This is a genomic window from Streptomyces eurythermus, from assembly GCF_014649115.1.
GTDB classification, from domain to species: domain Bacteria; phylum Actinomycetota; class Actinomycetes; order Streptomycetales; family Streptomycetaceae; genus Streptomyces; species Streptomyces eurythermus.
The window spans coordinates 84,030-97,547 of the sequence record NZ_BMSK01000019.1 but is presented as its reverse complement, the minus strand read 5'-3'; the positions used below and the strand labels follow the sequence as shown (position 1 = coordinate 97,547).

Annotated in this window: 7 protein-coding genes, 1 tRNA gene and 1 pseudogene; 8 read left to right on the top strand and 1 reads right to left on the bottom strand. The window is 71.4% G+C overall.

The genetic code is table 11. The features are described 5' to 3' along the window. The first annotated feature begins 117 nt into the window (after positions 1-117). Positions 118-3,414, top strand: coding sequence for an AAA domain-containing protein (locus IE251_RS31400; RefSeq protein ID WP_189756349.1), 3,297 nt, complete (start codon positions 118-120; stop codon positions 3,412-3,414). Positions 3,415-3,544: 130 nt separating this feature from the next. Here the strand turns inward: IE251_RS31400 and IE251_RS31395 are convergent. Beyond that, a tRNA-Arg gene (locus tag IE251_RS31395) sits at positions 3,545-3,616 on the bottom strand. A 112-nt stretch (positions 3,617-3,728) separates the two neighbouring features. On the opposite strand from IE251_RS31395, the pseudogene IE251_RS41325 reads away from it, so the two are divergent. From IE251_RS41325 to rho, 7 genes and pseudogenes are all read left to right on the top strand, one after another. Then, positions 3,729-4,277: pseudogene (locus tag IE251_RS41325) on the top strand (response regulator); the annotation flags it as partial. A 357-nt stretch (positions 4,278-4,634) separates the two neighbouring features. Next, positions 4,635-5,615, top strand: coding sequence for an ArgS-related anticodon-binding protein NrtL (gene nrtL, locus IE251_RS31385; protein WP_189756347.1), 981 nt, complete (start codon positions 4,635-4,637; stop codon positions 5,613-5,615). A gap of 53 nt (positions 5,616-5,668) precedes the next feature. Further along, the gene (lysA, locus tag IE251_RS31380; RefSeq protein ID WP_189756346.1) at positions 5,669-7,060 is read left to right on the top strand and encodes a diaminopimelate decarboxylase; all 1,392 of its coding nucleotides are present in this window, start codon (positions 5,669-5,671) and stop codon (positions 7,058-7,060) included. A 165-nt stretch (positions 7,061-7,225) separates the two neighbouring features. Further along, the gene (locus tag IE251_RS31375) at positions 7,226-8,515 is read left to right on the top strand and encodes a homoserine dehydrogenase (RefSeq protein ID WP_189756404.1); all 1,290 of its coding nucleotides are present in this window, start codon (positions 7,226-7,228) and stop codon (positions 8,513-8,515) included. Between the two features lie 6 nt (positions 8,516-8,521). After that, entirely contained in the window at positions 8,522-9,580 is a 1,059-nt protein-coding gene (gene thrC, locus IE251_RS31370; RefSeq protein ID WP_189756345.1) for a threonine synthase, read from the top strand. A gap of 274 nt (positions 9,581-9,854) precedes the next feature. After that, entirely contained in the window at positions 9,855-10,772 is a 918-nt protein-coding gene (gene thrB, locus IE251_RS31365; protein WP_189756344.1) for a homoserine kinase, read from the top strand. 422 nt (positions 10,773-11,194) lie between these two features. Beyond that, the gene (rho, locus tag IE251_RS31360; protein WP_189756343.1) at positions 11,195-13,198 is read left to right on the top strand and encodes a transcription termination factor Rho; all 2,004 of its coding nucleotides are present in this window, start codon (positions 11,195-11,197) and stop codon (positions 13,196-13,198) included. Positions 13,199-13,518 lie beyond the last annotated feature (320 nt).

The window sequence follows — 13,518 nt, the reverse complement described above, 5'->3', positions numbered from 1 at the left end:
CGCCATCGCCGGGGTCGAGCCGACCGCCGTTCACCTTGGCCGGATTGGTGGTGGCCGGCGCTGGGCTGCTTTGGTACTACGGATCAAGATCCGGGCAGTACGGCCGTAGCGGGGGAAATGGGCTGGCAGGAAGAAGTCGTCTCGGCGCTGGACGCCTGGGTGGCCCATGAGGGCGTACCGGCGCGGGAGCCACGGTGGCGCCTGCTGGGGCGGGCGGTGCGGGGCCGAAAGCCCGGCGAGTACGTCGTCGACGTCCGCGGTTCCGACATCGGGACGGATCAGCTTCAGGGCGACAGCCTGAGACTGGCCGGACCCGACGAGAGCGGTGTCGACGTCGGTCACTCCGTCCTCGACGTCTTCAAGGACGGTACCGCCTTGCGGGTGCGCGTTCCCGAGTTCGCGGACCCCGTCGACCCTCATCTGTGGATGAAACCGCAGCCCACCGGCTTCCTCGTCAAGGCGCTACGGGAGGGCATGGCCGCGCTGACCGATGCGCCGCTGGCTCACCTCATGGCTCGCGCCGAGGCCGGCACGGGGCGGCTCGCGCCGACCGGGCCGCCGCAGGGCGTCCTCCTGCCGGCGCAGGAGCGTGCTTACCGCGCGTGCACGGGTGAGGGCCTGTGGCTGGTCTGGGGGCCGCCGGGCACCGGCAAGACCACGGTCCTCAAGCGGGCCATAGGTGACCTGATCGCGCGAGGCAAGCGGGTGCTGCTGGTCTCGGCCACCAACATCGCCGTGGACAACGCCCTGTGGGGCGTGGTGAAGGAGCGGCGGCACGCAGACGGGGCTGTCGTCCGAGTGGGGCCGCCCCACCTACGAGAGGTCGCGGAGGACGAGTCCGTCTGTCTGACCCTGATGGTGCGCGAGCGGCTGGCCGAAGTTGATGCACGGCGCCGGGCGGTCGCCGCACAACTGGTCGAGGGCGGGGAGCGGGCCCGGCGGTTGGAGGAACTGGAGCGCAGCCTGACGGACTTCGATCCAGTGGCCTACGCGGCAGACCGCACGATTCTCGACGACCCCGCCCGAGCGCCCAAGGCTCTGAAGAGCGCGTGCGACGAGGCGTACCGCGACTCGCAGGCAGCAGGAGAGACGGTCACGCGGCTGGAAGAGGCATACCGGTCAGCGGTCGAAGCAGTGAAGGCGACGGAACAGGCCCAAGCCGACTGGAAGTCCCATGACGAGCACCAGGCGCACCTCGCCCGACTGCGGTCGGTGGTCACCGACCTGGAGGCGAAGGCCCTTCTGGCTGACAGCGATCGTGCGGCGGCTCAGGAACGTTTGGACGGACTTGACCAGCTGAAGGGCTTCGCGAAGCGCCGGGCCAGACGGGACAGGGAAACGGCGCGTCTCGACCTGGAGACGGCACTGGCCGAAGCCCGGGCCGCGGAGAAGAAGGCGGCTGACGCCCGGTCCCTCCTCGCGCGCCACGAGGCCGCCGTCACCGGACGACTGGCGGAGATCCGTGCGCTGATCTCTTTCAGCAAGCAGGAGATCACGCTTCGGCAGACGACGTTGCGCACGGTCGAGAACGACCTGGACAAGGCCCGGCGGACCCACAGGGCCATCGCCGCCCGCCTGGCCCACCTCGCCAGGGAACTCGGCCTCTCGCAAGCGGCAGAGGCCCGCGTCGCGGAGGCCGAAAGCCTCGGCCATCCCAGTCGCCACGCTCTGGCGACCGCCCTCAAGCCCCAAGTCGTCGCGGACCGGGAGAGCCGTCCGGCCCTGGAACGCCGTCACCGCGAACTCCAGGAGGAGTACGACAAACTCGCCCGTGACGCCCAGGGCGAGATCATCCGGGGAGCGAAGCTCGTGGCCACCACGCTCGCCCGCTTCCGCACCACCAGAGCGGTGTTCGAGGGTGAGTACGACGTAGTCCTGGTCGACGAGGCCGGAGCCGCGACCCTGCCCGAAGTCCTTCTGGCGGTGGGCAAGGCGAAGAGCACGGCCGTCCTGCTCGGAGACTTCATGCAACTCGGCCCAGTCCTGCCGAAGCTCGACGCCAGGAAACGGCCGGATGTCGCCCGCTGGATCCTGCGTGAGGTCTACGAACACTTCGGCATCGAGTCACCGGCCGCTGCCGTCAATCACCCCGGCTGTGTCGTGCTGGACGTCCAGCACCGCTTCGGCCACGACGTCATGAGTCTCGCGAACGCCCTCGCGTACGACGGCGTGCTGAAAGCCGGCCCCGGTGTCGAACAACGTGCCGCGCGGCGCACACCCGACGACGCCGAAATTGTGATCATCGACACCGACGGACTCCAGAACCTCGCCCAGGCCCACCGCACGGGCCGCCGCAAGGGCTGGTGGCCGGCCGGCGCCCTGCTGGCGCGGGCGCTGATCGACCTCCACCGTGAGGACGGCGAGGCTGCCGGAGTCGTCACGCCCTACCCGGTACAGGCGGAAGCCACCCTGGAGGCACTCCGCGACCACGAGTCGTCAGACAGCCAGATTGCCGAAGTCGGGACCGCACATCGCTTCCAGGGCCGCGAGTTCCCAGTGGTCGTCTTCGACACCGTGGAGGACGACTACGGCGACGGGCTCTGGATGTCCCAGGCAACTCGGGCCTCCGAGGCGACGACCTGGGCCCGCAACGGCGTTCGCCTCTTCAATGTCGCCGTCACCCGCGTACAGACCAGGCTGTACGTCCTCGGAAGCCGCAACCGGATCCTCGCCGCGGGCGAGCACACGGCCATGGGCAAGCTTGCCGCACTGATCCACGACCGGCGCGCCAAATGGGTCCCGGCGACCCAGCTCGTCGCCCCGGGCGGCCGGCCCGACATCCCTCTCGGTCCGTTCAGCACCCGCCTCGCGGACGTACTCTCGCGTCACGTGGAAGTCACCGACATCCACGACGAGATCTCTTTTTACGAGACGTTCGCCGACCGCCTGGCCGAGGCCCGCACCTCCCTGTGGATCTGGTCCCCCTGGACCGCGAAACGCCTGCTCAGCCTCCTCCCGGTGCTGGAGGACGCGGTACGCCGTGGAGTGCGCGTGACGGTCTTCGTCCGCGACCCCTACGACACCGGCCAGAAGAAGCAGACCCACCTGGTCAAACGGCTGCGGGCCGTGGTCCCCACCGTCGTCTGCGTCAACGTCATGCACCAGAAGATCGTCGTCATCGACGAACACACGGTTCTGCTGGGCAGCCTCAACACCCTCTCGCAGAGCCGCTCCCGCGAGGTGATGCTGACTGTCAAAGGCGGCCACTTCGCCCGCAAGATCCTCACCCATGAACGCGCGGAGGACTTCGCGAAGCCGCCGCGATGCGGTGCGTGCAAGGAAGACGAGGTGGACCTGCGGCGTCGAGGCGACGGCTCCTGGTACTGGAGGTGCTTCAACCGGGCGTGCCCGGCACGACAGGGCTCCCGGGCGTGGGAAGCACCGGTGCGCTTCGGGCCGGAGCGCCGTCGCTGAGTGGCGGCCTTGGCCGGGCGGGGGGGGGCAAGTACGTGACCGTCCGTCGCCCGTCGCAGATGCACATACGCGAAGACCCCGCCATCAGCGAACTCGCTGGCGACGGGGTCTTCAGGCACTTCCTGCGAAGTGCCCCCGGCAGGATTCGAACCTGCGCACACGGCTCCGGAGGCCGTTGCTCTATCCCCTGAGCTACGGGGGCGTGTCGGGCGCTGAGCTTCTCGCTCGCGGCGACGGGTAGAACATTAGCAGGTCTGGAGGGGTGATCAGGAACCCGGTTTCCCGCGCGGGGGCGGGCGGGTCCCCTGGAGGGGGTGGAAGTGGGGAAAACCCGGACGCGGTGGCCGGTCCGCACCTACTCTCGACTTGTGCCAGGCGCCTCGGGCCGGGTGCTTGTTGTGGACGACAACAAGGTCATCCGGCAGCTGATCAGGGTCAACCTCGAACTGGAAGGGCTAGAGGTCGTGACCGCGGCCGATGGTGCCGAGTGTCTGGATGTGGTGCATGAGGTGCGGCCCGATGTCGTGACGCTCGACGTCGTCATGCCCCGGCTGGACGGGATCCGCACCGCCGCCCGGCTCCGCGCCGATCCCCGTACGCACCACCTGCCCGTCGCCATCATCAGCGCCTGCACGCAGTACGAGGTCCAGGCCGGCCTCGACCTCGGCGTGGACGCCTTCCTCGCCAAGCCCTTCGAACCCTCCGAGCTGGTCCGGATCGTGATGGACCTCATCGAGCGCAAGACCAGTCGTGCGGCGGCCGGGGGAGAGGGGCCCGGCGTGGACGCGCACCGGGGGGACGGGCCTCCGGGGGCGGAGCCGGGTGGCGCCCATGGGCCCGGTGGCGCTGGTGGTGCCGTCGGTGCCGGTGGCGACCCAGGGGCGGCCGACCGGGAGGTGGCCGGCGAAGCCGCGGACGCGATCGACGGAATCCCCGGACACGACGGCCTCCCCGGGCACGGCGGGCTCCCCGGACACGACGGCCTGCCCAGCCATGACGGCATCCGTCCCTAGCCGGCCGGGGAAGTCGCGCGGGGCGGCACCGCGCAGCCGCGGAGACGAGTGCCCCTCCGCGAGCCATGGGAGAGATGGCCGCAGACCGGCGGAAACATGGCCGGGGGCCGTCGCGGGCATGACCGCCGGCCGTCGGAACGTGACCGCGGACCGTCGAAGGCATAACCGGCTCGCCTTCCCACCCCCCTCCTCCCCTACGCTTGTCCCGTGACCCCCGCCGACCTGTCCCGCACCGTGTTGGACGCGGTGTGCCGTGCCGTCGGTGCGGGGGAGCTGAGCGTGGCCGTGCCCGAGCGGGTCGTGGTGACCGAGCCGGGGCCCGGTGGGTGCGGGGACTTCGCCACCGCCGTCGCGCTACGGCTCGCGCACGCCGCCGGGCAGCCTCCGCGGCACGTCGCCGGGATCCTGCGGGAACGTCTCGTCGGGGCCGACGGGATCGAGGACGTCGTCGTCACCGGGCCGGGGTTCCTCAACTTCCGGCTCGCGGAGCAGGTCGATCCCGTGGCCGCGCTGGTCGCGGAGATCCGGGAGAAGGGCGCCCGGTACGGACACGGTGACGCCCTCGCCGGGCAGGTCGTCACGCTCCGGGTGCCGTACGAGGTGCGGGCCGAGACCGTCGCCGACGCCGTCGTACGGATCGTGGGGACCCAGGGCGGGCGGGCCACCGTGGAGCACGGCGAGCCCGTGAATCTGCGGCCCGTGCCCGCCCCGGAGGACCCCGCGCCGCTCGGGCCCGACGCCGCCCGGTGGGCCCTGCTCCACCCCGCCCCGCACGACCGGCCCCGGATCACCGCCGACCACCTGGTGCAGCGTGAGGCCAATCCGCTGTTCCGGGTGCGTTACGCCCACGCCCGTGTCCGCTCCCTCGGCCGCAACGCCGCCCGTCTGGGCTTCGCCGCCGAGCCCGGCCCCCCGCGCACCGGGGCCGGTGCCCTGCTGCTCACCCCCCTCGCCGACCACCCCCGCATCCTCACCGCGGCCGCCACCCACCGTGCCCCGGACCGGCTCGCCCGGCATCTCGTCACCGTCGCCGATGCCGTGCTGCCCCTGTTGCCTTCCGTGCTTCCCGTCGGCGAGGAGAAACCCTCGGCCGCCCACCGTGCCCGGCTGGCCCTCGCCGAAGCAGCCGGGACGGTGCTGGCCGGCGGCCTGTCCCTGCTCGGCATCGACGCACCCGAACATCTCTGAGGCGCGTGTGCAGATGCGTCCCGGAGAGAGACAGAGAGCCTGAGAATCACGTCATGAGCCGTTCCGCCCATCCCGCCGGGCCCCGCCACGCCGACGTCCTGCCCGAGGGCCACCACCCCGCGCCGCCCGCCGACCTCAACGCCCTGGACCGGAAGGTGTGGTCGCGGACCGTCACGCGCGGCGACGACGGCGTGGCCGAGGTCGCGGGGATCCCCGTCACCCGGCTCGCCGAGGAGTTCGGCACGCCCGCCTACATCCTGGACGAGGACGACTTCCGTACCCGCGCGCGTGCCTGGCGTACCGCGTTCGGCCCGGACGCCGACGTGTTCTACGCCGGCAAGGCCTTCCTCTCCCGGGCCGTCGTGCGGTGGCTGGACGAGGAGGGGCTGAACCTGGACGTGTGCTCCGGCGGCGAACTGGCCACCGCGCTGTCCGCCGGGATGCCCGCCGAGCGCATCGCCTTCCACGGCAACAACAAGTCCGTCGAGGAGATCCGCCGGGCCGTGGAGGCCGGTGTCGGGCGGATCGTGCTCGACTCCTTCCAGGAGATCGTCCGGGTCGCCCACACCGCCCAGTCCCTCGGCAAGCGGCAGAAGGTGCAGATCCGGATCACCGTGGGCGTCGAGGCGCACACCCACGAGTTCATCGCCACCGCCCACGAGGACCAGAAGTTCGGCATCCCGCTGGCCGGCGGGCAGGCGGCGGAGGCCGTGCGGCGGGCGCTCCAGCTCGACGGGCTGGAGCTGATCGGGATCCACTCGCACATCGGGTCGCAGATCTTCGACATGTCCGGCTTCGAGGTCGCCGCCCACCGGGTCGTCGGCCTGCTGAGGGACATCCGTGACGAGCACGGCGTGGAACTGCCCGAGATCGACCTCGGGGGCGGGCTCGGCATCGCCTACACCAGCGCCGACGACCCCCGTGAGCCGCACGAGATCGCCAAGGCGCTCACCGAGATCGTCACCCGCGAGTGCGAGGCGGCCCGGCTGCGCACGCCCCGTATCTCCGTCGAGCCGGGGCGGGCCATCGTGGGCCCCACCGCCTTCACCCTGTACGAGGTCGGCACGGTCAAGCCGCTGGACGGGCTGCGGACCTACGTCTCCGTCGACGGCGGCATGTCGGACAACATCCGCACCGCGCTGTACGACGCGGAGTACAGCGTCGCGCTCGTCTCCCGCGCCTCCGACGCCGAGCCGATGCTCGCCCGGGTCGTCGGCAAGCACTGCGAGAGCGGGGACATCGTGGTCAAGGACGCGTTCCTGCCGGCCGACCTGGCACCGGGCGACCTCGTCGCCGTGCCGGCCACCGGCGCGTACTGCCGGTCCATGGCCAGCAACTACAACCACGTCCTGCGGCCGCCCGTCGTCGCCGTACGGGACGGCGAGGCCCGGGTGATCGTCCGGCGCGAGACGGAGGAGGACCTCCTGCGTCTCGACGTCGGGTGACACCCGCCCCGAGAACGACGGGGGCCGGAAGAACGGAAGATCTGCGGTCTTCCGCCCCCGTACAAATGAAATAGATGTCTCACGATCCGGACGAAGGGTAGAAACTCCCGTCCGGTGAGTGAGACTGGTTCAATCTCAGACGGTATGAGGAAACGAGGTCGGATGATGCGTACGCGTCCGCTGAAGGTGGCGCTGCTGGGCTGTGGAGTGGTCGGCTCAGAGGTGGCGCGCATCATGACGACGCACGCCGACGACCTCGCCGCCCGGATCGGGGCCCCCGTCGAGCTCGCCGGTGTGGCCGTACGGCGTACCGGCAAGGCCCGCGAGGGCATCGACCCCGCGCTCGTCACCACCGACGCCACCGCCCTGGTCAAACGCGGGGACATCGACGTCGTCGTCGAGGTCATCGGCGGGATCGAGCCGGCCCGGACGCTCATCACCACCGCCTTCGAGCACGGCGCCTCCGTCGTCTCCGCCAACAAGGCCCTGCTCGCCCAGGACGGGGCCGCCCTGCACGCGGCGGCGGAGGCGAACGGCAAGGACCTCTACTACGAGGCCGCCGTCGCCGGTGCTATCCCGCTGATCCGGCCGCTGCGCGAGTCGCTCGCCGGCGACAAGGTCAACCGGGTGCTCGGCATCGTCAACGGCACGACCAACTTCATCCTCGACAAGATGGACTCGACCGGCGCCGGCTACCAGGAGGCCCTGGACGAGGCCACCGCCCTGGGGTACGCCGAAGCCGACCCGACCGCCGACGTCGAGGGCTTCGACGCCGCCGCCAAGGCCGCCATCCTCGCCGGCATCGCCTTCCACACGCGCGTCCGCCTGGACGACGTCTACCGCGAGGGCATGACCGAGGTCACCGCCGCCGACTTCCGCTCCGCCACGGAGATGGGCTGCACCATCAAGCTGCTCGCCATCTGCGAGCGCTCCAAGGACGGCACGTCGGTCACCGCCCGGGTGCATCCCGCCATGATCCCGCTCAGCCACCCGCTGGCCTCCGTGCGCGGCGCGTACAACGCCGTGTTCGTGGAGAGCGACGCCGCCGGGCAGCTGATGTTCTACGGCCCCGGCGCCGGCGGCTCGCCCACCGCCTCCGCCGTCCTCGGCGACCTCGTCGCCGTCTGCCGCAACCGGCTCAGCGGCGCCACCGGCCCCGGCGAGTCGGCCTACGCCGACCTGACCGTCTCCCCGATGGGCGACGTCGTCACCCGGTACCACATCAGCCTCGACGTGGCCGACAAGCCGGGCGTGCTCGCCCAGGTGGCGACCGTGTTCGCCGAGCACGGCGTCTCGATCGACACGGTTCGTCAGCAGGGCAAGGACGGCGAGGCGTCCCTCGTCGTCGTCACCCACCGCGCGTCAGACGCCGCCCTGAGCGGGACAGTCGAGGCGCTGCGCAAGCTCGACACCGTGCGCGGTGTCGCCAGCATCATGCGGGTTGAAGGAGAGTAACCAGCAATGACCCACCAGTGGCGCGGAATCATCGAGGAGTACCGGGACCGGCTGCCCGTCTCCGACACCACGCCGGTCGTGACGCTCCGTGAGGGCGGCACGCCCCTCGTGCCCGCGCAGGTGCTCTCCGAGCGCACGGGCTGCGAGGTCCACCTCAAGGTGGAGGGGGCCAACCCCACCGGGTCCTTCAAGGACCGCGGCATGACCATGGCGATCAGCAAGGCCAAGGAGGAGGGGGCGAAGGCCGTCATCTGCGCCTCCACCGGCAACACCTCCGCCTCCGCCGCCGCGTACGCGGTGCGGGCCGGCATGGTCTCGGCCGTCCTGGTGCCGCAGGGCAAGATCGCCCTCGGCAAGATGGGCCAGGCCCTCGTGCACGGCGCGAAGATCCTCCAGGTCGACGGCAACTTCGACGACTGCCTCACCCTTGCCCGCTCGCTCAGCGAGAACTACCCCGTGGCGCTGGTGAATTCGGTCAACCCGGTGCGGATCGAGGGCCAGAAGACGGCCGCCTTCGAGATCGTGGACATGCTCGGCGACGCGCCCGACATCCACGTCCTCCCGGTCGGCAACGCGGGCAACATCACGGCCTACTGGAAGGGCTACAAGGAGTACGCCGCCGACGGCGTCTCCACCCGCACCCCCCGGATGTGGGGCTTCCAGGCCTCCGGCAGCGCCCCGATCGTGCGCGGCGAGGTCGTCAAGGACCCGTCGACCATCGCCACCGCCATCCGCATCGGCAACCCCGCCTCCTGGAACCACGCGCTGGCCGCCCGGGACGAGTCCGGCGGCGCCATCGACGAGGTGACGGACCGTGAGATCCTGCGCGCCTACCGCCTGTTGGCCGCGCAGGAGGGCGTCTTCGTGGAGCCCGCCTCCGCCGCCTCGGTGGCCGGCTTGCTCAAGGCCGCCGAACAGGGCAAGGTCGACCCCGGCCAGCGCATCGTGTGCACGGTCACCGGAAACGGCCTGAAGGACCCGGACTGGGCCGTCGCCGGCGCGCCGCAGCCGGTCACCGTCCCGGTCGACGCCGCCACCGCGGCCGAGCGCCTCGGCCTCGCCTGAGCGCCCCCGAACCGGGAAATCCCTGACAAGGTGCACAGGGGGCTTACGACACGCATCGTGCGCCTCCTGTGCGCCCTATGTCGCCACAGAACCTTCCTTCGATAGGCTGTACCGAACCCGCCTACCGCATATGCCCTCGCGCAGGGCAGGCGCCGCGCCGTCTCCGCGGCCCGACGGGTCCTCGTACGTCAGTCATCGGCAGTCCACCGGGTGACCATCGAATCCATCGAGCGTCATTCGACCGTAAACGCAGCTCAAGGAGAGTCTTCGAGCGATGGCCGGTCCAGCGTTCCGCGCCGCCGCCGTCCGGGTGCGCGTTCCCGCCACCAGCGCCAACCTCGGCCCGGGCTTCGACGCCCTCGGCCTCGCGCTGGGGCTCTACGACGACGTGGTCGTCAGGGTCGCCGACTCCGGGCTGCACATCGACATCGCGGGTGAGGGCAGCGAGACCCTGCCGCGGGACGAGAGCCACCTGCTCGTCCGCTCCCTGCGGACCGCCTTCGACCTGCTGGGCGGACAGCCCCGCGGTCTGGAGATCGTCTGCGCCAACCGCATTCCGCACGGCCGGGGCCTCGGTTCCTCCTCCGCCGCCATCTGCGCCGGCATCGTGGCCGCCCGCGCCGTGACCATAGGCGGCGAGGCCCGCCTGGACGACGCCGCGCTGCTGGAACTGGCCACCGAGATCGAGGGCCACCCGGACAACGTGGCCGCGTGTCTGCTCGGCGGCTTCACGCTGTCCTGGATGGAGGCCGGCAACGCCCGCGCCATCAGGATGGAGCCGCACGATTCCATCGTTCCGGTGGTTTTCGTGCCCGGAAAGCCGGTACTGACCGAGACCGCCCGCGGCCTGCTCCCGCGCACCGTGCCGCACGTGGACGCCGCCGCCAACGCGGGCCGCGCCGCCCTGCTGGTCGAGGCCCTCACCAGGCGCCCCGAGCTGCTGCTGCCCGCCACCGAGGACCGCCTCCACCAGGAGTACCGGGCCCCGGCCATGCCCGAGAGCGCCGCGCTCGTGGAGCGGCTGCGCGCCGACGGCATCCCGGCCGTCATCTCGGGCGCCGGGCCCACCGTCATGGCCCTCGCCGACGCCGACAGCGCCGACAAGGTCTCCCACCTCGCGGGTGAGGGCTGGGCCGCCAACCGGCTGGACCTGGACGTCCAGGGAGCGAGCGTGCTGCCGCTTGCCACCTGACACACGGTTGCCGGATTTGGAGAGGGGGAATGTTTGTTGGATCCGGTAGTGTTAATCTCAAGTCTGCACCCGACCCCACCATGGCGAGGTGCCTCGTGTCCCCGTCCGGGACAGACATTCTTCCGGGAGCCTCCCGGGCCACTCCGTGTTCCGTGCGCCGTACCTGGGCAGTACGACGTATGCGGACACTGAGCGGGCCGCCGGTAGGGGTACCCCCTCTGGGGGAGCTTCGGAATCGGTGCTACCACGCCACGTGACACTGGATGCCACGGCCCGCGGAAGCGCCATCACCGCACATTTTCTTCCGCCGCTTTGGCGGACCACCGCCCCGGCACGGTTCACAGAAGACAGGACCGTAGCCGGACAGCACAACCGGTCGCCGAGCCAGACAGGCCGACGTCCGCTCCAGGGAAGGACCCTTCGTGAGCGACACCACCGATCTGATGGGCGCACGTGTCGAGGAGACCGCTGCCGCGCCCGCCACGGACGCCTCCGCGCCTGCCACCGGTGCCGGCTCCCGGCGGCGCCGCGGTACCGGCCTCGAGGGCATGGTGCTGGCCGAGCTGCAGCAGGTCGCCTCGGGCCTCGGGATCAGGGGCACCGCGCGGATGCGCAAGAGCCAGCTGATCGAGGTCATCAAGGAGGCGCAGGCCGCCGGGGGAGCCCCCGCGGCCAAGGCCGACACCGCCACCGAGACCAAGCCGAAGCGCCGGGCCACCTCCCGCGCGCGCACCGGCGAGGAGGCCGCCGAGAAGAAGGCGGCCAAGGCCGCCGAGGCCCCTGCCGAGAAGGCCGCGGCCCAGCAGCAGATCGAGATCCCGGGCCAGCCGGCCGGGGACACCGCCCGCGCGGCCGAGCGCGGGGCGGAGGACAGCGCGCCGACCGAGCGCCGGCGCCGCCGCGCCACGGCCGAGGCGGGCAGCCCGGCCCTGAACGGCGCCGAGAGTGCCGCCGCCGAGGCCCGGACCGAGTCCAAGGCCGAGACGCCCGCGTCCCAGTCCCAGCAGGGCGAGGCCAAGGGCGACGCCGGTGACGGCGAGGGCCGTGGCCGCCGGGACCGCCGCGAGCGCGGCCGGGACCGGGACCGGGACCGCCGCAACAAGGGCGACGAGCAGCAGGGCGGCCAGCAGCGTCAGCAGCAGGGCCAGCAGCAGGGCGGCCGGCAGGACAGCCGGCAGGACGACGACGACTTCGAGGGCGGCCGCCGTGGCCGTCGCGGCCGCTACCGCGACCGCCGTGGCCGTCGTGGCCGTGACGAGATCGCCGAGCCGCAGCTCGCCGAGGACGACGTCCTGATCCCGGTCGCGGGCATCCTGGACATCCTCGACAACTACGCCTTCATCCGGACCTCCGGCTACCTGCCGGGCCCGAACGACGTCTACGTCTCCCTCGCCCAGGTCCGCAAGAACGGCCTGCGCAAGGGCGACCACGTCACGGGCGCGGTGCGCCAGCCGAAGGAGGGCGAGCGCCGCGAGAAGTTCAACGCGCTGGTCCGCCTGGACTCCGTCAACGGCATGGCGCCCGAACACGGTCGCGGCCGCCCGGAGTTCAACAAGCTGACCCCGCTCTACCCGCAGGACCGGCTCCGCCTGGAGACCGACCCGGGCGTGCTGACCACCCGGATCATCGACCTGGTCTCGCCGATCGGCAAGGGCCAGCGCGGTCTGATCGTGGCCCCGCCGAAGACCGGCAAGACCATGATCATGCAGGCGATCGCCAACGCGATCACGCACAACAACCCCGAGTGCCACCTGATGGTCGTCCTCGTCGACGAGCGTCCGGAAGAGGTCACCGACATGCAGCGGTCGGTCAAGGGCGAGGTCATCTCCTCGACCTTCGACCGTCCGGCCGAGGACCACACCACGGTCGCCGAGCTGGCCATCGAGCGCGCCAAGCGACTGGTCGAGCTGGGTCACGACGTGGTCGTCCTGCTGGACTCGATCACCCGTCTGGGCCGCGCCTACAACCTGGCGGCGCCGGCCTCCGGCCGCATCCTGTCCGGTGGTGTCGACTCGACCGCGCTCTACCCGCCGAAGCGGTTCTTCGGCGCGGCGCGCAACATCGAGGACGGCGGCTCGCTGACCATCCTCGCCACCGCCCTGGTGGACACCGGGTCCCGCATGGACGAGGTGATCTTCGAGGAGTTCAAGGGCACCGGCAACATGGAGCTGAAGCTCGACCGGAAGCTCGCGGACAAGCGGATCTTCCCGGCGGTGGACGTGGACGCGTCCGGCACCCGTAAGGAGGAGATCCTGCTCGGTGCCGAGGAGCTGGCCGTCGTCTGGAAGCTCCGCCGGGTGCTGCACGCGCTGGACCAGCAGCAGGCGATCGAGCTGCTTCTCGACAAGATGAAGCAGACCAAGTCGAACATCGAGTTCCTGATGCAGATCCAGAAGACGACGCCGACGCCGGGCAACGGCGACTGAGCGTCAGGGGATCGCTGAAAAGGGCCGCCTCCCGTTCGGGGAGGCGGCCCTTTCCGCTCCCCCCGCTGCACCGGCGGCGAGATCTTCGCCACAGAGTCCGCGGCGGCCACCGGCCTCCCGGCGCACCACCGGCGGCCCCGTATCCGCAGGTGAGCGCCGTCCGCTCCGCCCGCCCGACTACGCACCGTGTCCGATTCCGCACCCGTCGGGCACTCTGTGTTGTGCAACCCTGTCCCGAGTTTCTCCGTCTGACCGGGCGGAGCGACGATGGAGCGGTGACGACCCCGCCCGACCCTGACCGCAGGGGGTACCCGACCGCC